20 protein-coding genes are annotated in these 20954 nt (G+C 60.3%); 7 read left to right on the top strand and 13 right to left on the bottom strand.

All coding sequences use genetic code 11. The annotated features are described in order from the left end of the window. Nucleotides 1-16 precede the first annotated feature (16 nt). The 9 genes from cheD to KQ933_RS01210 all read right to left on the bottom strand — a co-directional run bounded on the left by cheD (nucleotide 17) and on the right by KQ933_RS01210 (nucleotide 8044). Nucleotides 17-571 carry a chemoreceptor glutamine deamidase CheD gene (gene cheD / locus KQ933_RS01250; protein WP_112541540.1) on the bottom strand — a complete coding sequence of 185 codons (555 nt, stop codon included), beginning with the start codon at nucleotides 569-571 and terminating at the stop codon, nucleotides 17-19. Then, complete coding sequence (locus tag KQ933_RS01245) at nucleotides 568-957, bottom strand: response regulator (RefSeq protein ID WP_183728521.1); 390 nt, start codon at nucleotides 955-957, stop codon at nucleotides 568-570. Before KQ933_RS01245 ends, cheD begins: the two co-directional genes overlap by 4 nt. Beyond that, on the bottom strand, nucleotides 957-2006 hold the full coding sequence (gene cheB, locus KQ933_RS01240) for a protein-glutamate O-methylesterase CheB (protein ID WP_216757017.1): 1050 nt from the start codon (nucleotides 2004-2006) through the stop codon (nucleotides 957-959). Before cheB ends, KQ933_RS01245 begins: the two co-directional genes overlap by 1 nt. Beyond that, entirely contained in the window at nucleotides 2003-2911 is a 909-nt protein-coding gene (gene cheR, locus KQ933_RS01235) for a protein-glutamate O-methyltransferase CheR (protein ID WP_216757016.1), read from the bottom strand. Before cheR ends, cheB begins: the two co-directional genes overlap by 4 nt. Next, nucleotides 2908-3375: a chemotaxis protein CheW gene (locus KQ933_RS01230; RefSeq protein WP_216757015.1), complete on the bottom strand. Its 468-nt coding sequence runs from the start codon at nucleotides 3373-3375 to the stop codon at nucleotides 2908-2910. Before KQ933_RS01230 ends, cheR begins: the two co-directional genes overlap by 4 nt. A gap of 6 nt (nucleotides 3376-3381) precedes the next feature. Then, nucleotides 3382-5682, bottom strand: a complete 2301-nt coding sequence (locus tag KQ933_RS01225; RefSeq protein ID WP_216757014.1) for a chemotaxis protein CheA — start codon at nucleotides 5680-5682, stop codon at nucleotides 3382-3384. A gap of 17 nt (nucleotides 5683-5699) precedes the next feature. Further along, on the bottom strand, nucleotides 5700-6065 hold the full coding sequence (cheY1, locus tag KQ933_RS01220) for a chemotaxis response regulator CheY1 (RefSeq protein WP_003570362.1): 366 nt from the start codon (nucleotides 6063-6065) through the stop codon (nucleotides 5700-5702). Continuing rightward, entirely contained in the window at nucleotides 6062-6358 is a 297-nt protein-coding gene (locus KQ933_RS01215) for an STAS domain-containing protein (RefSeq protein WP_216757013.1), read from the bottom strand. Before KQ933_RS01215 ends, cheY1 begins: the two co-directional genes overlap by 4 nt. A gap of 63 nt (nucleotides 6359-6421) precedes the next feature. Next, nucleotides 6422-8044, bottom strand: a complete 1623-nt coding sequence (locus KQ933_RS01210) for a globin-coupled sensor protein (RefSeq protein WP_216757012.1) — start codon at nucleotides 8042-8044, stop codon at nucleotides 6422-6424. 652 nt (nucleotides 8045-8696) lie between these two features. On the opposite strand from KQ933_RS01210, the gene KQ933_RS01205 reads away from it, so the two are divergent. After that, nucleotides 8697-10121, top strand: coding sequence for a glycosyltransferase family 39 protein (locus KQ933_RS01205; protein WP_216757011.1), 1425 nt, complete (start codon nucleotides 8697-8699; stop codon nucleotides 10119-10121). Between the two features lie 6 nt (nucleotides 10122-10127). Here KQ933_RS01205 and KQ933_RS01200 read toward each other — a convergent pair whose 3' ends face one another. After that, nucleotides 10128-10433: a DNA-binding transcriptional regulator gene (locus KQ933_RS01200; protein ID WP_216757010.1), complete on the bottom strand. Its 306-nt coding sequence runs from the start codon at nucleotides 10431-10433 to the stop codon at nucleotides 10128-10130. Between the two features lie 34 nt (nucleotides 10434-10467). Here KQ933_RS01200 and ybaL point away from each other — a divergent pair, with 34 nt between their 5' ends. The 4 genes from ybaL to KQ933_RS01180 all read left to right on the top strand — a co-directional run bounded on the left by ybaL (nucleotide 10468) and on the right by KQ933_RS01180 (nucleotide 16179). Continuing rightward, a complete protein-coding gene (ybaL, locus tag KQ933_RS01195) occupies nucleotides 10468-12288 on the top strand; it encodes a YbaL family putative K(+) efflux transporter (protein ID WP_216757009.1) in 1821 nt (606 codons plus the stop codon). A gap of 15 nt (nucleotides 12289-12303) precedes the next feature. Next, a complete protein-coding gene (locus KQ933_RS01190; RefSeq protein WP_216757008.1) occupies nucleotides 12304-12723 on the top strand; it encodes a hypothetical protein in 420 nt (139 codons plus the stop codon). Nucleotides 12724-12816: 93 nt separating this feature from the next. Continuing rightward, nucleotides 12817-15366 (top strand): protein translocase subunit SecD, encoded by a 2550-nt coding sequence (secD, locus tag KQ933_RS01185; protein ID WP_216757007.1) that lies wholly within the window; start codon nucleotides 12817-12819, stop codon nucleotides 15364-15366. Between the two features lie 96 nt (nucleotides 15367-15462). Next, nucleotides 15463-16179: an ATP-binding protein gene (locus KQ933_RS01180; protein WP_216757006.1), complete on the top strand. Its 717-nt coding sequence runs from the start codon at nucleotides 15463-15465 to the stop codon at nucleotides 16177-16179. A 10-nt stretch (nucleotides 16180-16189) separates the two neighbouring features. Here the strand turns inward: KQ933_RS01180 and KQ933_RS01175 are convergent, their stop codons facing one another. From KQ933_RS01175 to KQ933_RS01165, 3 genes are all read right to left on the bottom strand, one after another. Then, a complete protein-coding gene (locus tag KQ933_RS01175) occupies nucleotides 16190-16627 on the bottom strand; it encodes a response regulator (protein WP_216757005.1) in 438 nt (145 codons plus the stop codon). Between the two features lie 30 nt (nucleotides 16628-16657). After that, complete coding sequence (locus KQ933_RS01170) at nucleotides 16658-17362, bottom strand: response regulator transcription factor (RefSeq protein ID WP_216757004.1); 705 nt, start codon at nucleotides 17360-17362, stop codon at nucleotides 16658-16660. Nucleotides 17363-17823: 461 nt separating this feature from the next. Then, entirely contained in the window at nucleotides 17824-18195 is a 372-nt protein-coding gene (locus tag KQ933_RS01165) for a response regulator (RefSeq protein WP_216757003.1), read from the bottom strand. Nucleotides 18196-18392: 197 nt separating this feature from the next. On the opposite strand from KQ933_RS01165, the gene KQ933_RS01160 reads away from it, so the two are divergent. Both KQ933_RS01160 and KQ933_RS01155 read left to right on the top strand, forming a co-directional pair. After that, entirely contained in the window at nucleotides 18393-20540 is a 2148-nt protein-coding gene (locus KQ933_RS01160) for a PAS domain S-box protein (protein ID WP_216757002.1), read from the top strand. Continuing rightward, a complete protein-coding gene (locus tag KQ933_RS01155; protein WP_216757001.1) occupies nucleotides 20527-20952 on the top strand; it encodes a response regulator in 426 nt (141 codons plus the stop codon). The genes KQ933_RS01160 and KQ933_RS01155 overlap by 14 nt, the downstream gene beginning before the upstream one ends. The last annotated feature ends 2 nt before the right edge of the window (nucleotides 20953-20954 follow it).

The following is a 20954-nucleotide window of genomic DNA, read 5'->3' as shown; positions in this document are numbered from 1 at the left end:
ATAAAAATCCTCGCCATCAAAAGAATTCGATACTGGTCTCGGCGGGCTTCTGCGGAGCAGCGGGACGCTGCTCGAGAGCGACGGTTCTCTGGGTTTCGGCACCGGTCAGGGGGTATTGTCGGGCACGGCCGGACACCGGCCAATATTCGATCTTTCGTCCATGCTCACCGCCGGTGCTGGAGCTGACCACCGGAATGCCTTCATCCCGAAGGAACTGCATGGCGAAGGCCGCGTTCTGCTCGCCAACATTCGAGAATGTCGAGATCGTCTTCGCTCCTCCGAATATCTTGGCCTCCAGCCGGTCGCGCCGCGCGCCCTTTTTCAGGAGGCCGTTGATCAGCAGTTCCATGAGATGCACGCCGTAGCGCGTGGCATCGCCGCCGGTCATCGGGGTGTTGCCTGTCCCCGGCAACAGGAAGTGGTTCATGCCGCCGACACCTGCGACGGGATCTCTGAGGCAGGCTGCCACGCACGAGCCAAGGATGGTCGAAAGCACCGCATCCGGGTCGCTCAAGACCTTGTATTCACCCTGAATGATGTGCACGCGGCGGGCCGCACCCTCAGTGATCATTTCAGGGCTCCAAACACGGCTTCGATAGCCGCCTTCATCTTTTCGATGGTGAAGGGCTTCGCCAGAACGTTGTTTGCGCCAAGCTGGGCAGCTTTCGTCACCAACGCACGGTCGCCCTGTGCAGTAAGGATGATGAAGGCCGCCTTTTTGGTGTTCGGATTGCTGCGCACGGCCTGCAGGAAGCCGATGCCGTCCATCTTCGGCATATTGAAGTCCGAGATCACGAGGTGGTGGGGCTGCTCCGTCATGATCTTCATACCCTGCTCGCCGTCACCGGCAGCGGTGATCTGCTTGAAGCCGAGCTGCGTCAGTGCGTCGCTGAGCAGCAGGCGGCTGGTCACCTGATCGTCAACGATCAGAACTTTGATTTTCTCCGCGATCGACATTATTCGGTCCCTTCCTTTCGGGCGGCTGTCATTTTCAATATTTCCTCGCCGATGGCAGCCAGCGGAAGCTGCTGCTCAACTGCGCCAAGTTCGTAGGCAACTCTTGGCATTCCGTAAACAACGCAGGTTTTTTCGTTCTGACCGAGCGTTCTTGCCCCTGCGTGTCGCATTTTCAACAACCCGGCAGCCCCATCGCGACCCATGCCGGTGAGGATCACACCGACGGCATTGCGCCCGGCGAGTTCGGCAACCGAATCGAAGAGCACATCGACCGACGGGCGATGGCCATTGACTGGCCCCCGCTCGACCAATCGGCAGCAGGGCGCCGATGTATTCGAAACCTGCAGATGGCGCTCACCACCAGGCGCGAGGTAGACCTTGCCGATCTCCAGACGGGCGCCGTCGGTCGCTTCCTCCACGACCGGCGCACAGAGCCGGTTCAGCCGTTCGGCAAAGCTCTTGGTGAAGGTCGGCGGCATATGCTGGGTAATGACGGTCGGCGGGCAATTCGCCGGGAATTTCTGCAGCACGGCGATCAGGGCTTCCACGCCGCCGGTCGAAGAACCGATCGCCACGATCTTGCGGCCGACGCGGAAGTCGGCAACGGCGGGTGGCGGCGTGACGGCGGCAGGCTTGGCCGGTTGAGCGAAGTTGCGCTGCGTGCGGGCGGCAGCCTTTACCTTCTCGGCAAGGTCGCCGAAGGGGCGCGGCTCGCCCGGCTGCGGCTTGCCGACGCAATCGAAGGCACCGATTTCGAGAGCTGCGAGTGTCGCCTCCGCGCCGCGATGCGTCATGGTCGAAACCATGATCACCGGCATGGGCCGCAGGCGCATGATCTTTTCGAGGAAGTCGAGTCCGTTCATATTCGGCATCTCGATATCCAGGGTGAGGACATCGGGGTTCAGCCGCTTGATCGCCTCGCGCGCCTCCAGGGCGTCGCCGGCCTGGCCTATGACGTTGACTTCGGGATCCGAACTCAGGACGGCCGCGATCAGGCCGCGCATGGTCGGCGAGTCGTCAACAACGAGTACTCTTGCCGGGGCGCTCATGCCTTCCTCCCGAGACCCTTGGTCGTATAGCGGTAGGTGGTGATACCGATATTGTCGAAGACGTGCTTGGCCTCGCCAGAGACGCGCTCGGAGTGGCCGATATAGAGATGGCCGCCCTCCGGCAGCAGGCCGGCGAAGCGCTGCCAGATCTTCATCTGCGTCGGTTCGTCGAAGTAGATGACGACGTTGCGACAGAAGATGACGTCGAACTTGCCCTTGAATGGCCATTGGGCCATCAGGTTCAGCTCGTTGTAAGTGATGAGGCGCTTCACGCGGTCGTCGACCTGGAACTTGCGGCGCCCCTGAATCTCAACCTCGGTGAACCATTGCTTACGCATGGTAGGCGAGACGGTTTCCAGCGCGCTCTCGTCGTAAGCGCCGGCCCGGGCGATTGCGAGGATCTTCGGGTCGATATCGGTCGCGAGAATCTTGAAGTCGTAGTCGGCAACGTTCGGCATCATTGACAGAACGGTGAGTGCGATCGAATAGGGCTCCTGCCCATCCGAGGACGCGGCCGACCAGATCCTGACACGGCCGCCGGAGCGTGCCCGGTTCAGGAGATCGGGCAGCACATGGTCGCGCAAGTGCTCGAAATGATGGTTTTCACGGAAGAAGCGCGTGAAGTTCGTCGTCAGGTGCGACAGCATCTCGCGCCGGGCGGCAGCACCTGCCGGCGAGGCGACAAGCTCGCAATATTCGCGAAACCCTGAAAGGCCAAGGTTGCGGATGTGCTTCGACAGACGCGAATAGACCAGCGAGGCTTTCGTCTCGTTGAGATAGATTCCGGCATCCGCATAGATCATGGCGGCGATTTCCGAGAGGTCGCGGCGTGTCAGCGGGTATTCCCCGCTCGCCAGCACCTCATCGGTCGACTGCCGATGATCTTTTACGCCCAGTACATTCATGCGGCTTCGCTTTCAGTCTCGGGGAACAGAGCTTCGAGTTCGATCAGGCAGATCATTCGCTTATCGATGGCGAGAATGCCCCGAGCGAACTGGCGCTCGAGGTCGGAGGAAACCTCGGGCGTGGACTGGATGTCGTCATCGGTGACGGTCAGAATGTCGGACACCGCGTCGACCAGGAGACCCACCACCTTGCGACGGACCTGGGCGACGATGATGACGTGGCGGGCAGTCGGATCTGTCGGCTTCATGCCGAGTCGGCCCGAAAGATCGACGATCGGCAACACCGCACCACGCAGGTTGATCACACCTATCATATGGGATGGCGAGTGCGGCATCGCGGTTGCCGGGGTCCAGCCCCGGATTTCGCGAACCGACATGATGTTCACGCAGAATTCCTGATCGCCAACACGAAATGCGATGAGTTCGCTTCCGCCCAGGGTCAGATTTTTTGCCGTGTACGACATTGCCCTTTACCCTGCTGCCGCCAAAGACATTTCCGCCTTGAGGGACTGACCGCGCGATGCGCCGACGACCGCATCCACATCGAGGATGAGCGCCACGCGACCGTCGCCGAGGATGGTCGCCGCGGCGATCCCCGGAACGTGGGTGTAGTTGGCCTCGAGGCTCTTGATGACGACCTGACGCTGACCCTGGATCGCATCGACCATGAGCGCGCGCTGACCGCCGCCTTCGGATTCGACGAGAAGGGCGACACCCTCGACCGGATTGGCCTGGGTGGCGCGGAAGTTCAGGATGCGACCGACATCGACCAGCGGGCAGAAGCTGTTGCGGATCGAAATCAGTCGATGGTTCGCACCGAAGGAGTGGATCGCGGCGGCTTCCGGCTGCAGCGTTTCGACGATGGCCGTCAGCGGCACGACCAGAGTCTGGCCGGCGACCGTGACCACCATGCCGTCGAGAACGGCGAGCGTCAGCGGCAGGCTCATCGTGAAGACCGAGCCCTGACCCGGCCTCGATGTGATGTTGATGCGGCCACCGAGCGCCTGGATAGAGCGCTTGACGACGTCCATGCCGACACCACGACCGGAGATGTCCGAGATCTTGTCCGCCGTGGAGAAGCCCGGCAGGAAGATCAGGTTGTCGATTTCCTCGTCCGACAGATTGGCGTCGGCCGGGATGAGGTCATTCTGGATCGCCTTCTGGCGGACCTTCTCGCGGTTGATGCCGGCGCCGTCGTCGGCGAGCTCGATGAGGATGCGACCCGAACGATGCTTAGCCGTGAGGCGGACCGTACCTTCGGTGTTCTTGCCGGCGGCGGCACGCTTTTCAGGCGTTTCGATACCGTGGTCGACGGCGTTGCGGATCATGTGGGTCAGCGGTTCGGCCAGCTTGTCGATGACCGTCTTGTCCACTTCGGTGTTTTCACCTTCGGTGATCAGGCGGATCGACTTGCCGGTCATGTCAGCGATTTCGCGAACGATACGCGACATGCGCTGGAAGACCGGCTTCACGGGCTGGGCACGGATCGCCATGACCGAGTCCTGGATCTCGCGGGTGAGCTGCTGCAGCTCTTCGAGACCCATGTTGATCGAGGAGGTGCCGGTCGTGTCGTTTTCGATGACGCTCTGAGAGAGCATCGCCTGGTTGATGACGAGCTCGCCGACGAGGTTGATCAGGCGGTCGACGCGATCGAGATCGACGCGGATCGTCTGACCGGCACCGGCAGCGGCATTGTTCTGGGCTGCGGCACTTGCCGCTGCAGCGGCAGCGGCGGCGGCCGATTCCTTCTTTTCGACGCGGGCAGCGGCGGCAGCCATCTGCGTGACATTGGTCGCCGTTTCAGCGGCGGCAACGGCAGCAGCTGTATCGTCAGCCTTGGTCTCGGCAGCGGCCGGCACTTCGGCGGCACCGCCATCGTCCAGGATCGAGAGATCGAACGGAACCGGGATCATCGGCAGTTCATCGTTGGTCTCGCCCGGCTTGCTGTCCTCTGCCGGCTTCACGGTCAGATCGCAATCCCATTCGGCGAATTCGAAGACCGAGCGGATCGCGTCTTCGCCCTTGTCCGTCTTGATCGTGATGTTCCAGAAGAAATAGGCGCCTTCCGGATCGAGCTCGTCGAGGCCCGGCAGGGCGTCGGTGTTGCAATAGATGCTCATCTCGCCGAGGCGGGAGAGATCGCGTAGCAGGAGAGTGGCGTCGTTGCCCTTCGAATAGAGCTCGAAGCGCGGCTTGAAGGTAATCTCGTAAGCCGGCAGATCGACCGGCCTCTCTTCGTCGCCGAAATCGTCAAAGGAGAAGGGGATCGGCTGGAAGCCGCTGTCGTCGGTCGGCTTGGGAGCCGGTGCTGCGGCAACCGCAGCGGGAGCAGCCTTCGGGGCCGGCTTCGGCGCGGGCGCCTCGGAGACTGCCGAGGGAGACGGCAGCTCACCATTGGCGAGCGCTTCCAGTTCCTTGACGAGGCCGCGGCTTCTGCTTTCGTCGACACTGCCGCCGTCACGGGCAGCATTGGTCAGGTCGGCGAGCACGTCAGCCGACTTCAGCATAACCTTCAGGACGTCCTGGGTAGGCTCGAGCTTGTTGGAACGAACGCAATCAAGTGTAGTCTCAAAGACGTGGGCGAAAGCGACGAGGTCATCCAAGCCAAAGGCGCCTGCACCGCCCTTGATCGAATGCACCGCGCGGAATACCGCATTGACGGTTTCCGGATCGCGATCGCCATCATTCATTTTCAGAAGACCGGATTCCAGCTCAGCGAGCTGTTCCTCGCACTCCTGGAAAAAGATCTCTTTGATTTCGTTCATATCCATAGGAGCAAATCCTGGGCTTAAGCGGTTACACGCTCGATGGCATCGATCAGCTTGGCGGGGTCGAAGGGCTTGACGATCCAGCCGGTGGCACCGGCCTGACGGGCACGGTTCTTCTTTTCCGCGTCGCTTTCGGTCGTCAGCACCAGGATCGGAATCGCACGGTACTTCTCGTTGCGGCGCACACCTTCGATGAAGCCGAAACCGTCGAGGCGCGGCATGTTGATGTCGGTGACGATGACGTCGGGATTGGATTCCTCGAGAACCTCGAGGCCTTCAACACCGTCTTCAGCCTGGATCGTCTCGAAACCCGCATTGTTCAGCGTTACGAGAAGCATGTTTCGGATGGTGCGGGAATCGTCCACCGTCAGTACTTTTTTCTTCATTGCCGGATCTCCTTGGCAAGCAGGTGGTCGATATCGACGCCAACCAGCTGCATGGTTTTTTGAAATGCGTCGGACACTTTCGAAAACGTGATCGACTGCTTGTCCTGGTCCCAGGTCTTCTCGGCGGCCATCAGAACCTGGGCGCAAAGAGCGCCGACGCGTTCGACTGCTGAAGCATCGATCGCCAGAGGGTTTCCTCGCATCGAGAGAAGCTTGTCGCGCAATGCGGAAGCCTCATTGAGATCAAGAACCGCTGGCAACTCCAGCGTCTTGGCACTCTTCTTTGCTGCCATCAGCTTTTCCTTGTTCCCTTGTCCCCGACCCGCGAAAGCGAGCCGACGTCATAATCCGATAGGTTAGTAAACATTCCGCCCACCTCCGGCACTTGCGAGAGGCTGAGGCATGCTGAAATCGTCATTTTCGTAATCGACCGCTTCCCGACGAGCTGCGATTGCAACCGTCCGGGAGGCGGAAACACGCACCTGATGAGGCCCGGTTGCGTAGGTATTTTCCCGCGCGATGCGGAATTCGCGGATCGTCTGGCCGAGTTCCAGAATGACTGTGTGGAGATGATCGGCGCCCTCGGCCGAACGCTCCGCAAATCCGGCGTTGTTGGCCACTTCGCTGCCGAGGCCCCTAACGTCTGCTGTCACGGCTTCGAGACCGGCGGCATGTTCACCCGTTTCGCCCGCAATGCCCGCGATTGCGGCGTTGATGTCGGTTACCTGGCGGACGATGCTGGCAATCGAATCCTGTGTGCGGCCGACCATCTGTACGCCGGCATCCACCTGCGTCTTGGTGGTGGTCACCAGCGTCTTGATTTCACGGGCGGCTTCGGCGGAGCGCTGGGCGAGCGCTCGCACTTCCTGCGCCACAACGGCAAAGCCGCGGCCGGATTCGCCGGCGCGGGCGGCTTCGATGCCGGCGTTCAAAGCAAGCAGGTTCGTCTGGAAGGCAATCTCGTCGATCGCGCCGATGATCTGGCCGATCTTCTCCGCAGACTGTTCGATATCAGCCATGGCGCTGATGGCGCGGCCGACGACCTCGCCGCTTTCCTCGACGGCCGCACGCGTGGCGGCCGCGGCCTGTTCGGCAGCACGACTGCCGGCTGCACCCTCGCGGACCCGCTCGGCGATGCCGGCAAGGGTGGCGGCGGAAAGCTGCAGGCGATCCGCCTGACCGGCAGCATTACCGGCGAAATTGCGGGAAGCGCCAGCGAGCGACTGCGTTGCAGCCTCTGCCTTGGCGTTGCGCTCGGCGATCGCGGCAAATTCCGTCTGAAGATTGTCGAGCGCTGCGTTCAGCGCGGCGGCGATTTCGGTATGAGCGCCATCGACCGGTGCGCGCGGCGTCAAGTCGCGGGCCGACAGCCCTTCGATGACATCGCTGAAGATGCGGGCGACTTCCGCCTCGCCTTCGGCACGCTGATCGGCGAGTGCGCGCTGGTGGGTGGAGCGAAGTGCGTTGAAGCGCAGCGAGACGGCGATTTCCACATCGACCATGACGATGCGGATGATGGAGGTCATAAGGTCGGTGATCTCACGGGCGCGGCGCTTGGCCGACGGCAGTACCGGGCGGCCGGCGAGCTCGTCGGCCAGACCGGTAATCACGTGTTCCAGCATGACCCCGTGGCCGGCCACGTGCCAGCGGGGGTCAAGGCCGATCTTGCTTTCGGTGTCGGAGAGAACCTTGACCCGCTCCGCATAGAGGCTGTCGAAACGCGCATCCGTCAGCACATCCCAGTGCGAGGATTGCAGGTCGTGCAGCCGCTCGATCTGGCGTTCGCTTTCGAAATTACGGGCGGCATCCGGAAAGGACTGGAAACGATGGAAAAGATCGCGCAGGCCCGCTTTCAGATAGGCTTCGAGAGCCGGCCGGTTGCGGCGGACCATCTCGCACTGGTCTGGATCGAGGCCGGCAAAACGCAGGCGGTCGCGCAGGCTGCCTGCCTGTGTCCCCCGAGCCTGATCTGATGGCATATCCTGCCTCAACGCCTGTCCCCAACCACGTTCCGGGCGAAACCCGGCCAAAAACTTTTGACGCTTCCGAAGAATGCAAGACGCAGGGACGGTCTTCGCCATCGGTCACGACCGATGGGCTAAAGCCTCCTGATCAGCAATTCTGTTTCGGAGCTGCCTGAAGAGATGGATACCGGATCAACCCGGTACGGCGGGACGGCGTCATGCCTGGTGGGAACGAGTGCATCTTCCCATTCCGACGTGTAACCCAATGTTTATGGTTAATTCCTTGCTTGAAGGTTAATAACCCGTTCCTGCCGATAGCTTTTGAAACAATTAGGCAGACTTCACATAGTAAATACTGGCGGGGAGTTGCATCGCTGCTACAAGGCACGCGCAAGCTCTATGTTATAGACCGGTTTTATAGAGCCTGACATGACGTCAATAAGGAAAGAGAAATGATAGTTCTCGGAATGGGTTCCTGCCTGATCGCCATCACGATCGCCGCAGCCGTTGCCCTCCTCGATGTGATCTCTGCACATCGCGACAACCGCACGCTTCGCGTCTTCTGAGAGGCCACCGCGCCTCAAGCCTCCGTTTACCTTTCCCGTTGGCAGTCCGGTACCGTTGGTGTATCGACACGCGCTCCTGTGTCAGCGGAAGTCAGCAATTTATGTCAGCTCGGACCGGCCTCATCATCATCATGGCGTTTACGATCTTCCGCATCGTGACGCTGCATTTCGATACGACGGACCTGTTCGTCGATGAGGCGCAATACTGGTTCTGGTCGCAGAATCTCGATTTCGGCTATTATTCCAAGCCGCCGATGATCGCGTGGGTGCTCAGGATCTTTACCGAGCTTGCCGGCTCCAGCGACATCTACTGGCTGCGGCTTCCCGGTCCCCTCTTCCACATGGCAACCGCACTGGTGCTGATGAAGATGGCGAAGCGCTTCATCGGACCCGAGATCGAAGGCTGGGTCGGCGCGACCTATATCACGCTGCCGGCAGTCGCGCTTTCTTCGGTGTTCTTCTCCACCGACGTCATTTTGCTCTTCTTCATCGCCGTTGCGCTCGCTGCCTATTTCGAGTTGACGCGGCGCCACTCCGTCGGGCTTGCACTTCTCATGGGCGCCGGTGTTGGGCTGGCATTTCTTACGAAATATGCCGTGCTCTTCCTTGTGCCCGGCGGAGCGATCGCAATGCTGCTCATTCCGGCGGCGCGGATTTCGGTGCGCGATTTCATCATCGCGGTCGGCACCTCCGCGGTCATCGCGTTCCCGAATCTGTGGTGGAACCTCCAGAACAACAATACGACGGTGCGCCACACGCAGGATATCGCCCACTGGAATGATCTCGGCAGCAATATCCGCGGCGGGCTGGAATTCTTCTCCGCGCAGTTCGGCGTGGTCGGCCCGATCGTCTTCTTCGCCATGCTCTGGGCCGTCTGGAACATGATCCGCGGCCGCAGCGAGCCGCGCGAGAAGATGCTCGTCTGGCTCTCGATCCCGGTCGTGCTGCTCATTACCCTGCAGGCGACCGTCGCCAAGGCCTATGCCAATTGGGCCGTCACGGCCTATGTGGCCGGCATCGTGCTGGCGGTCTGGCTGCTTCACCGCCTGTGGCCAAAAGGTCTCAGAACCTCGCTCACCATCAATGGCGTCGCCTGCCTGCTCTTCCCTTTCGCGACGATCTTCTCGCATCAACTGGTGCTGCCCAACGGCAAGGAAGTCATGGAACGCTATCTCGGCCGGGCCGAAGTAAGCCGCGAGGCTGCCGATCTTGCCGCACAGGCTGGTGCCGGCATCATCGTCACCGACAACAGGGACATGGTCGCCGATCTCTTCCACACGCTGAGAGCCGCACCCTACAGGATCTATGCCCGCCCGCCGGCTGGCCTGCCGGACAGCTATTACGAACAGGAATTTGCGCTCCCGGCCGATACCGCGGGGCAGGTACTGTTCCTGTCCTCCAAGCCGCTGAGTTGCGCGAACGAAACGCCGGAAATGCTGAAAACCTGGCAGCCGGAAAAAGGCAACTACAGGGGCGATACGATCTATCTCTATAAGGTCGGTGCGGCCTGCCTGATGCAGCCCTAAGGCAGCTTAGTTCACGGGACCGGGCAGGCAGAGGCCGGTTCCGCCGCCTTCTATTTCGATAAATTTTACGCCGCCCTCCTCGAAGGCAAGGCGCAGCTGCGCTTCCGTAGCACGATGGATTTCGTGGTGACGGCCTTCATAGTCGCGTATCGTGCTACGGGAGACGGCAGCCTTCTCGGCGAGGTCCGCCTGCGTCCAATCAAGCAGACCACGAGCCGCGCGGCACAAAGCGGGCGTCAGAATTGTTTCTTTTGCGCCTTGACCCATAATTTCAAACCACCCATATTGGTCAATATAATTCATATATGTCATGTTTTGAACAGGATTTCCAGATCGGGAGAGAGCGATGCCCCACGATACGCCTTTGATTTCGACGATCGTAGGCGGCCTTGTGCTGGCATTTATCCTGGGCGCGATCGCCAATCGCCTGCGCCTGCCTCCTCTCGTCGGATATCTCGTCGCAGGCGTTCTCGTCGGTCCGCATACGCCGGGTTTCGTTGCAGATCAGAGCCTTGCGCCTGAGCTTGCGGAAATCGGCGTCATCCTGCTTATGTTCGGCGTCGGCCTGCATTTCTCCCTCAAGGACCTGCTTTCCGTCCGCGGTATCGCGGTGCCAGGTGCGGTCGTGCAGATCGGCTTTGCCACACTGCTCGGCTGGGGTCTTGGCGCTTTCATGGGGTGGCCGACGGGCGGCAGCCTCGTGTTCGGCCTGGCGCTTTCAGTCGCCTCGACGGTCGTGCTCCTGAAAGCCCTGCAGGAGCGGCGTCTCATCGAGACAGAGCGTGGGCGTATCGCCGTCGGATGGCTGATCGTCGAAGATCTTGCCATGGTGCTCGCGCTGGTTCTCATCCCGGCAGCCGCCAGCATCACCGGCGATGGTCATGGCCCGGTCGAGCCTCTCTCGGCGGGCCTCAACCGGCTTTTCGGCCTCGATCTCGGCGTCGGCGGCATTATCGCCATGACACTGGTCAAAGTGGCCATGTTCGTCGCCCTGATGCTGGTCTTCGGCCGCAAGCTCATCCCTTGGACCATGCACCGCATCGCTCACACCGGTTCGCGCGAACTCTTCCGCCTCGGCGTGCTGGCGATCGCGCTCGGTGTTGCCTTCGGCGCGTCCAAGCTTTTCGGCGTGTCACTGGCACTTGGCGCCTTCTTTGCCGGCATGGTTCTCGCCGAAAGCGAGCTCAGCCATCGCGCCGCGCAAGAAAGCCTGCCGCTTCGCGATGCCTTCGCGGTGCTGTTCTTCGTCTCGGTCGGCATGTTGTTCGATCCGAACATCCTGATCGAGCGGCCGCTGCCGGTGCTTGCCACCGTCTTCATCATCGTCATCGGCAAGTCTGTTGCCGCCTTCCTGATCGTGCTTCTTTTCAAGAAGCCTGTCGGAACGGCGCTGACGATCTCCGCAAGCCTCGGGCAGATTGGCGAATTCTCCTTCATTCTCGCGGCACTTGGCGTCGATCTCGGCCTGCTGCCCGAGGAAGGCCGCGACCTGATCCTTGCCGGAGCGATCATTTCGATCATCCTCAATCCGCTGCTCTTCTTCGCCTGCGACCGTCTGCGACCGCTGCTCGAGAGCGCGAAGCGAGAAGAACCAGCGGAAACGGCAGTTCCGGCAACGGATACAGTCCCAGCGCATACGGAGGAACTTGCTGACGCGGACGAGGTTCACCCGACGGAACTCAGCGGCCATGCGATCCTCGTCGGCTATGGCCGTGTCGGCAGCATCGTCGGCCAGAACCTCAAAGCGTCAGGTACCCCCTTCCTCGTCATCGAGGATTCCGACAAACGCATTGCGGAACTGCATGCCCAGGGCATCGAAGTGCTCTCAGGCAATGCCGTGGCGCGCGAAACGCTTGATCTCGCCAACGTTGCTGGCGCCCGCAGTCTTGTCATCGCCATTCCAAACGCCTTCGAAGCCTGCCGTATTGCCGAGCAAGGTCGCGCCATCAACCCACAGATCCTGATCGTTGCACGCGCCCACTCCGATGCCGAGGTTGATGAGCTGCAGGAATATGGTGCCGATACGGTGATCATGGGCGAGCGGGAAATTGCGCTTGGCATGGTTGACCGGCTCGCTCAAGTGCATCATGACAGTGGACCCTATGAAGACGGACCTTCGGCTGGTACAATCGTGCCGTCGGTGGAGCCTCCGCCTGGAAGAGAATGAGAGATTGCCGCGCCTTTGAGCCGATTTGGGAGTGAAATCGCAGAGACAGGGGAGACGGTGCTGGAAGAGCGCCGTCTGGCAAGCCGTATTGCCGCTTCCGTCGTCGTTGCAATCGTCGCCTATCTCGGCCTGCTCTTCGGTGGCAATATCGTCATCGGCCCTTCATCGGCGCCGAACAGCCTGTCTTCCTCCAGCCGGGATTCGCAGCAGACGCAGGTGACTGCGCGCGATGCCATTCGCGGCCTGCTGATCAGCGACCGCAAGGTGGCGCCGAAGCAGCAGCTCCACGATGCCGGCCCGGCATTGTGGAATGCCGCACCCGCACTGCAATTCGCCAACTGGCGCCACGCCGCTCCGGCCCCTGAATTCGGGGCCCCGCTGCGCCCTGTCGCTGCCCAGGCCCATCAGCCCCGCGCACCGCCGCAGGTTACCTGAATCACGTCGCCTTCGGGTGCTTCTGATCCAATAGACATGTAGACATGCCGCAGCGCGGTTGCGCCGGCCAAGCATTATCCAAGGACTTAAAACATGCGCAATTCACCATGGCTGGTGTTCACCTATACGGTGATCATCGTGCTCGGCCTGTTGATCGCCCTGCCGAACGCGCTGCCGCAGAGCGTGCTGCAGCGCATCCCCTCCTGGCTGCCGCACAGCCAGGTCTCCCTCGGCCTCGACCTTCGCGGCGGCTCGCATCTCGTGCTTGAGGTGGACGAAGCCGACCTCACCAAGGAGCGCCTGAATTCGCTCCTGCAGGACACACGACGCGTGCTGCGCGAAAAGAACATCCAGCCGAAGTCGGTTGTCCGCAACAATAACAATATCGTTGTTTCGCTTGCCGATCCGTCGCAGAGCGATGCGGCCGTCACCCAGCTTCGCACGCTCGGCAATGTGATCGCCAGCGGCATCAGTGCCGGCCAGTCCGACCTCGCGGTCACGGCCGACGGCGGGAATATCACCATCGGCTTCTCGCCGGCCGGCATTGCAACCAATGTCGACAATGCGGTCGCGCAGAGTCTTGAAGTCATCCGTCAGCGCGTCGACCAGGTCGGCGTTGCCGAGCCGACGATCCAACGCATCGGCGCCAACCGCATTCTCGTGCAGCTTCCGGGAGCGCAGGATCCGTCCCGCCTTCGCGAACTTCTGGGCTCCACCGCCAAGATGTCCTTCCACATGCTCGCCCCGAACGGACAGGCCGGCCCGGGCGTGACGATCATGAAGGACGCCGAAGGTAACTCCTATCCTGTCCTCGACCGCGTCGAAATTTCCGGCGACCGTCTCTCGGATGCCCGCGTCAGCTTCGACCAGAGCCAGCAGCCGGTCGTCACCTTCCGCTTCGACAGCGCCGGTGCGACCCGCTTTGCCGATATCACCCGCCAGAACGTCGGCAATCCCTTCGCCATCGTGCTTGATGACAAGGTGCTGAGCGCGCCCGTCATCCGCGAGCCGATCACCGGTGGTTCGGGCCAGATCTCCGGCAACTTCACCACCGACAGCGCCAACACGCTGGCGGCCATGCTGCGTGCCGGCGCCCTGCCTGCCAAGCTGACCGTGATCGAAGAACGCACCGTCGGCGCCGACCTCGGCGCGGATGCGATTCGCATGGGCCTCTATGCCGGCGTCGTCGGCTTCGTGCTCGTCGCCGCCTTCATCTTCGTGCTCTACGGAACCTGGGGTATCCTGGCGAATATCGCACTTCTTATCCACACGATCTTGACCTTCTCGGCACTGACGCTCGTCGGCGCAACGCTGACGCTGCCCGGCATCGCCGGCGTCGTACTCGGCATCGGCCTTGCGGTCGATGCGAACGTCCTGATCAACGAGCGCATCCGTGAAGAAACCCGCAAAGGCAAGAGCGCCTTTGCGGCGATCGATACCGGCTTCCGCCGCGCCTACTCGACCATCATCGACGGTAACATGACGGCGCTCATCGCCGCCGCCATCCTGTTCTGGTTCGGATCCGGCCCGGTTCGCGGTTTTGCCGTGACCATGGCGCTCGGCCTGATCATCTCGATGTTCACCTCGGTCGCTTTCGTGCGCGTCACGATGATCGAGATCACCCGTCGCCGAAAGATGAAGGTCCTGAACATCAAGCCGCTGATCCCCTTCAGCCCCTACGACAAGCATATCCAATTCATGAAGGCGCGCTTCTTCGGCGTAACCGTCTCCGCGCTGCTGTCGATCGCTTCGATCGCCCTCTTCATCTATCCGGGCCTCAACTACGGCGTCGACTTCCGTGGCGGTATCCAGATGTCGGTGAAGACGCAGGACGCCGCCGATCTCGGCCGCTTCCGCGAGGACCTGAACGGCCTCGGTCTCGGCGAAGTGGCACTTCAGTCCTTCGGCGACAACAACACCATGCTGGTACGCGCGCAGCGCCAGGAGGGTGGTGAAGAGGCGCAGACCGCGGCCGTCACCAAGCTCAAGGCCGAGATCGTCAAGATCGACCCGTCGGCGACCGTCACCGGCACCGATGTCATCGGTCCGAAGGTCAGCGGCGAGCTTGCCTGGGCCGGTATCCTGTCGGTCGTCATCGCCAGCCTCGCGATGCTGTTCTACATCTGGTACCGCTTCGAATGGCCGTTCGCGGTCGGCGCCATCGTCACCCTCATACTCGATGTGACCAAGGCGATCGGCTTCTTCGCGCTGACGGGGCTGGACTTCAACCTGACGGCCATCGCGGCGATCCTGACGCTGGTCGGTTATTCGGTGAACGACAAGGTCGTCGTCTACGACCGCATGCGTGAAAACATGCGCCTCTACAAGTCGATGCCGCTGCGCGAAATCATCGACAAGTCGATCAACGAGACGCTGGCTCGAAGCCTCTACACCAATGCGACGGCTTTCCTCTCGCTGTTGCCGATGGCGATCTGGGGTGGCAGCGCGGTCGAGAGCTTCGCTATTCCGATGGCATTCGGCATCCTCGTTGCGGCTGCATCCTCGATCTTCATTGCGGCCCCGATCCTGCTCTTCCTTGGCGACTGGCGCCGCCGCCATGCCAAGGCAGTGGCAGCTTCGAACGATGCAACCGTGGAAATCATCCCGCCGGATGCAGGCCAGCCACGTAAAACGGCAGGCTAAACCGTCTATATTTAAGGTGGACTTGGAGAGGGCGCCGGTTGCACAGCCGGCGCCCTCTTTCTATGTTAAATTCAAAGAGATCGGGAGCACAGCCACATGTCTTCCAACCCGACGGTCAAAAAGCCGGAAACCAGTTCCACTGGGGATCAGGAGGAGCGTATCAAACGCTTCCTCGCAACCGCCTCGCACGACCTGCAATCGCCGCTCCGCCATATCGCCATGTATGCGGAAATGCTGCTCGACGATCTGGAGCCGACGCTCGACAGTGAACAACTGCAGAGCCTCAGGATGATCATGGACAAGGCCCTGACGGCGCAGCGGCTGACCAAGGCATTGATGAGCCTTGCGGGAACGACGCCGCAGATCACCATCAGCGACGTGCGCCTCACCGACATTGCGCAAGAGGCCTGGAAGCAGTCACTGGAGGAATTTCCGGTGAGCGGCGCAACACTTGATGCGGACAATCTGCCTCTCATCCGCAGTGATGCCGCACTTCTGACCATTGTTCTCAGGCATCTTTTCTCCAATGCGCTGACATATCATGGTGCCGCACCGCCGCATGTCACCGTGACGGCCGCACGGGAAGGTGCGGACTGGCGCATCCTCATTGCCGACAACGGCTGCGGCATCGAACCTGCCTATCAGGAGAAGATCTTCGATGCCTTCTGGAAGCTGCCGAAAGCCGGCAGCGTGCCAGGACCAGGGCTTGGCCTTACGACCACGCGGGATCTGCTCGGTGCGTTCGGCGGCGATATCAAGCTCGACCATTCCGATGAGAGCGGCAGTCGCTTTGCGATCCGCCTGCCGGCTTAGAGCGCCCGAGTCAGATGCTGTAATCATCCTTCCAGAAATCCGGGACATCATAGGTCACGTATTCTCGGATGATATGCTGTAGCGCCTGGACGTCGATCTCATCCTTGCCGATGCGGAAGTCGACGCCGTAATCGGGGAATTCCTGGAAATAGTTACCTGATATATCGGTCGAGACCACACCGATCGGGCCGGTATAGCCGATGCCCCTGAGCTCAGGTACGGTCTCACGAAAATCCGCATTCGGCAACAAGCGGTTGTCGAGAAGGATGAGATCGAAGCGAGCGGCCCTCACTTTGTCCAGCGCATCGCCGATCGATTGAGAATATTCGACGTCGACACGCGGTTCGGAGAGATCGGCGATCTTTTTTTTGAGCGAACGGAATTCGATAAACTCGTCATCGACGAATAATACCTTTACCGCATTCCTGCGCGTTGCTTCCGCACTCATCGTTTCAGCTTTCCCCGAAATGAAACCAGTTCACGAAACCAGACCGTTTCGCAGCGCAATCGCCACCATATGAACACGGTTGACGGCATCAAGTTTCCGGACTGCAGCCGTGATATGCGAATTGACCGTATGTTCCGAGAGGCCGAGGATGATGGCGATCTCCGCGGAGGTCTTGCCCTCGCTCGTCCATTTGACGATTTCGGTTTCGCGCTGCGTGAGCCGACCGGACATCTCCTGCGTCAGGATTTCCTCATACAGCTTATCGAAGATGCGCATGGCGTCGAGCAGAACATCCGCCACCTCGCCCTGGTCCGGCTCCTGGCGCTGGCCACTGAGCACCAGACAGTAGCGACGCCCCTCCGGCGTGAACAGCGGGATGAAAAGGAATGTGCTGCCGCTGAATTCATTGAAGACGAGGTCCGACGGATAGCCTTCTATTACAGCACTTTTCCCATGAACTGGGGTCGTCAAAAACTGAGCCGTCCGTGCCTTGGCAGTTCCGAGCGCTTCCTTGAGGGTCTTGACAAAGAGGCTCATGCGCCGTTCGGCGACATTGGTGATGACAACCTCGCGTTCTCCGAAGGGAGCTGCGGCTTCCGAGATGCGCGCCAGGGTAAAATTATCGAAATTGTAATGCTGTGCGGCCGCCTTCAGCAGGCGAAAAAAATCCGTGCGATTGATGGCCCGGCTAAGTTCCGGACCGGCATGAAAAGGAACTGCGGCAGCACTGGTCATTCCCAATCTTCCTCTTTCCCCAATTCTCAGTCCACCGGTCCCGAAATCTTGGGATATACGTCCTTAACGCGAACGGTTACAAAAATTGCGAGACAGTTGATGACCGACGACGAAACAGGGGCTTTCCGATATGTCGGGCGGAAACATCTCAACTACAGGTGATGCACAGGACAGTTTACGCGAATAGTAGCTCTTACCTAGGTGTCCTAATCTTTCCGTATTCAACATCCATGGATGCGGAAGACAGTGCCAGAAGTAAGCGCGGAGAGCCGGTCGGCCCATTCAGCTAAGGGGTTGGCTGACGTTCGTGGCGGCGAACACGGATCGGCCGGCTCTCTCAGCGCTTTTTTTGGTTTTCTTCTGTTCGGTTGCATCTTGAAATGCACTGTCAAGCTTGTCAATTGCGCTTTCTTGCATGCACATAACGCGCCATGCGTGCATTCACGTCGCATTTGCCGCAATCATAGATTGATGATCATTCCGACAAAATCCAGTGGTTTCACAAGATAGAAATCGGCACCGGCAGCAAGCGCCCGTTCACGGTCCTCCACCGCATCCGAGCCGCTGCAGATGCCGAGCTGCATGGCTGAAAAGCGGTCGTCCCGCCGCAGACGGGCGATCAGCCCGCTGCCGCTGTCGAGTGGCATGTAGAGATCGGCGACCAGTATATCCGGCGCGCCCTCACCTGCTGCCAGACGCCCCTCGAGCGCCTCGAATGCAGCCTGCGCGGTGGAAAAGCAGAATAGATCGACATCCACCTGCTGTTTCTTTCGGATATAGTCGAGATAGAAGAGGTCATCCCTGCTATCGTCGACGTAAAACAAGGTCGGCATCTGACACCACAATCCGGATTTTGTTTCGCTCGTCCTGCACTGTCCTTCGCTGGGACATTAACGCCACTTCACTAAAATTCGATACCGACCTTCAGGGATTTGCTGTCGAAAAGCGCGTTTCGCGCAACAATCTGCCTATTGAGTATTCAGCGATTTCGGAAAAGATGGTTCGCCTACAAGGACATCACAGGGAGGTGATGCACGTGCGGGATACCGCTAGATCAGGGTCAGATGGGACGGAAAGCGGACGCTACCGCCTGGTTGCGCTAGTCATCAGCTGCCTGCTGCTCCTGCTCGGCCTGACCGCGCTGACCGGGTGGCTGCTGGAGATCGAGATCATCATCTCGGTCGTACCGGGCTTTCCGTCCATGGCGTTCAATACCGCCCTCTGTTTCGTGCTGTCGGGTATCGGGCTTGCCACGTCGATGGGGAAAGGCAAGCGCTATCGCTTCGTGCCCGTCATTGCCTGCAGCCTTGCGGCCCTTCTTTCCGCGGTGCGCCTGATGGAGATCATCACGCTCGGTCGCACGATTCACAATGTCGATGTGTTCCTGACGCGGTTTCTCATTTCTCCAAGCTTTGCCGAACAGATCGGCGGCGGCATGGGGCCGAACACGGCGCTGATCTTCCTGATATCAAATCTTTCCGTTCTTTTTGCCCTCTATGGGAGGGAGTCGCGCGGTCAGCTCGTACAGGAACTCACCAGCTATATCGTGATCACGCTCGGCATGATCGCGCTCGCCGGATACATTACCGATGCCGAACAGGGGTATCGCTGGGGTCCCTATGCCGCGATGGCGCTGCATACGGCTATCGGCCTGGTAGCTTTCGGCTGCGGGCTTTTGGCCAGATCCTGGTGGATGTTGCCGACCAACAGGGCGCAGATCCCACTCTGGATACCGGCAACGATCTGTTTTACCGGCCTCATCGTTGATCTCTATACGCCCCTCGGCGTCGCAAACGGCATTCTCTATGTCCCGCTCGTACTGACGGCACTCTGGTTCGGCAATCGCAACGCGCCGATCTTTTTCGCTTTCGTCTGCACTGTCCTGATCTTGCTCGGCTTCTTTGCCGTCAACCATTTACAGGACGAATATTGGCGGGAGGCCACCAACCGCTCGATCACGTCAGCGACGCTCTGGCTTGTTGCCATCTTCGTTTTCTATTTCATGCGCAACAGCCAGCATCTTGAGACCGAGCGCATCCGTTTCAGCGCGCTTGTCCGCAATACGCCTGATGCAGTGATCGCCATCGACGAGGCGGGGCGGATCACGAGCTTCAATCCCGCCGCCGAGATCATGTTCGGCTACACACCGCTGGAGGCAATCGGCAACAACATCAAGATGCTGATGCCGGAACCCTATCATTCCGAACATGACGCCTATCTCGGCAATTATCGGCGCACGGGCGAGGAACGCATTATCGGCACGACGCGCATGGTTTCCGGCCGGCGCAAGAACGGCGTGGTCTTCCCTATCGACCTCTCGGTCAGCGCCATCGTCACCGGCTCCAGCAAGACTTTCGTCGGCGTCGTGCGCGACATCAGCGAACGCGTGCGACAGGAAGAGCGGATGAAGACGACGCTTGCGCAGCTCGAGGAGTACACGGCCGATCTCGAACGCTCCAATCACGATCTCGACGAATTTGCTTATATTGCCTCGCACGATCTCAAGGAGCCGCTGCGCGGCCTGCACAATCATTCCCGTTTCCTGCTGGAAGATTATGAAGACAAGCTTGACGAAGACGGCGTGCGCCGGCTCAACCGACTGGTCCGCCTCAGCCAGCGCATGGAAAAGCTCGTCAACGATCTCCTCTATTTTTCGCGCCTCGGCCGCCAGCAACTCGCCGTCAAGCGAACCGATATCGGTTCGATCGTCCGCGACGTCGTGTCCACCATGGAGCTTCTTCTGGAGGAGCGGCATGCGAAAGTCGTCATCGACGGCGTGCTGCCAGAGGTCATCTGCGATGCCCCTCGTGTGACCGAGGTGTTTCGCAACCTCATCACAAATGCCGTCAAATATAACGACAAGCCCCTGCCGCTCGTCAGCATCGGCTATCTGGAACATTATGCCGGCAAGGATGGAACGACGGCACGCGACGTCTTCTATGTGAAAGACAATGGCAAAGGCATACCCCAACAGTTCTACGATGATATTTTCCGCATTTTCAAACGGCTTGAAAAATCGCAGGATTCCGACGACGGCACCGGTGCTGGGCTCACTTTCGTGCGCAAGATCATCGGGCGTCACAATGGCGAGATATGGTTGGAATCCGAAGTCGGCATCGGCACGACATTTTATTTCACTCTGGGAAGGAAGCGCGAGGGTCAGAATGCAGCAGCGTGACACGCAACCGATCCTCATCGTCGAGGACAGCGAGGACGATTTCGAAGCGACGATGCGCGCCTTCAAGCGCACCAATCTGCGCAACCCCATCCGCCGGGCCGCTTCCGGCCAGGAAGCACTCGATATACTCGCAACCATGGCGCCGAAACCCGGCCTCATCCTGCTCGACCTCAACATGCCGGGCCTCGACGGGCGCAAGACGCTGGAGGCGATCAAGTCCAACGCGCATTGGCGCAAAATCCCGGTCGTGATCCTCACGACATCGGACGACGAGCGCGACATCGAAGGCTGCTATGCGCTTGGCGCCAATACATACGTACAGAAGCCAGTCGATCTCGACGGGCTGTTTGCCGCCATCCAGCGGCTCAAGGAATACTGGTTCGAAATCGCGATCCTGCCTTTAGAGGACTGACG

Source organism: Rhizobium sp. WYJ-E13 (assembly GCF_018987265.1).
GTDB lineage: Bacteria > Pseudomonadota > Alphaproteobacteria > Rhizobiales > Rhizobiaceae > Rhizobium.
The sequence above is the reverse complement of the archived record's forward strand: the minus strand, read 5'-3'. Positions and strand labels throughout refer to the sequence as shown.

Bases quoted from the DNA above. Each gene is read 5' to 3' on its own strand.
- cheY1 (WP_003570362.1), bottom strand. From the start codon at position 6,065: ATGAAGAAAAAAGTACTGACGGTGGACGATTCCCGCACCATCCGAAAC.
- KQ933_RS01230 (WP_216757015.1), bottom strand. From the start codon at position 3,375: ATGTCGTACACGGCAAAAAATCTGACCCTGGGCGGAAGCGAACTCATC.
- KQ933_RS01160 (WP_216757002.1), top strand. From the start codon at position 18,393: ATGCACGTGCGGGATACCGCTAGATCAGGGTCAGATGGGACGGAAAGC.
- secD (WP_216757007.1), top strand. From the start codon at position 12,817: ATGCGCAATTCACCATGGCTGGTGTTCACCTATACGGTGATCATCGTG.
- KQ933_RS01245 (WP_183728521.1), bottom strand. From the start codon at position 957: ATGTCGATCGCGGAGAAAATCAAAGTTCTGATCGTTGACGATCAGGTG.
- KQ933_RS01215 (WP_216757013.1), bottom strand. From the start codon at position 6,358: ATGGCAGCAAAGAAGAGTGCCAAGACGCTGGAGTTGCCAGCGGTTCTT.
- KQ933_RS01165 (WP_216757003.1), bottom strand. From the start codon at position 18,195: ATGCCGACCTTGTTTTACGTCGACGATAGCAGGGATGACCTCTTCTAT.
- KQ933_RS01175 (WP_216757005.1), bottom strand. From the start codon at position 16,627: ATGAGTGCGGAAGCAACGCGCAGGAATGCGGTAAAGGTATTATTCGTC.
- KQ933_RS01210 (WP_216757012.1), bottom strand. From the start codon at position 8,044: ATGCCATCAGATCAGGCTCGGGGGACACAGGCAGGCAGCCTGCGCGAC.
- cheB (WP_216757017.1), bottom strand. From the start codon at position 2,006: ATGAGCGCCCCGGCAAGAGTACTCGTTGTTGACGACTCGCCGACCATG.
- KQ933_RS01205 (WP_216757011.1), top strand. From the start codon at position 8,697: ATGTCAGCTCGGACCGGCCTCATCATCATCATGGCGTTTACGATCTTC.
- ybaL (WP_216757009.1), top strand. From the start codon at position 10,468: ATGCCCCACGATACGCCTTTGATTTCGACGATCGTAGGCGGCCTTGTG.
- cheR (WP_216757016.1), bottom strand. From the start codon at position 2,911: ATGAATGTACTGGGCGTAAAAGATCATCGGCAGTCGACCGATGAGGTG.
- KQ933_RS01170 (WP_216757004.1), bottom strand. From the start codon at position 17,362: ATGACCAGTGCTGCCGCAGTTCCTTTTCATGCCGGTCCGGAACTTAGC.
- KQ933_RS01200 (WP_216757010.1), bottom strand. From the start codon at position 10,433: ATGACATATATGAATTATATTGACCAATATGGGTGGTTTGAAATTATG.
- cheD (WP_112541540.1), bottom strand. From the start codon at position 571: ATGATCACTGAGGGTGCGGCCCGCCGCGTGCACATCATTCAGGGTGAA.
- KQ933_RS01155 (WP_216757001.1), top strand. From the start codon at position 20,527: ATGCAGCAGCGTGACACGCAACCGATCCTCATCGTCGAGGACAGCGAG.
- KQ933_RS01225 (WP_216757014.1), bottom strand. From the start codon at position 5,682: ATGGATATGAACGAAATCAAAGAGATCTTTTTCCAGGAGTGCGAGGAA.
- KQ933_RS01180 (WP_216757006.1), top strand. From the start codon at position 15,463: ATGTCTTCCAACCCGACGGTCAAAAAGCCGGAAACCAGTTCCACTGGG.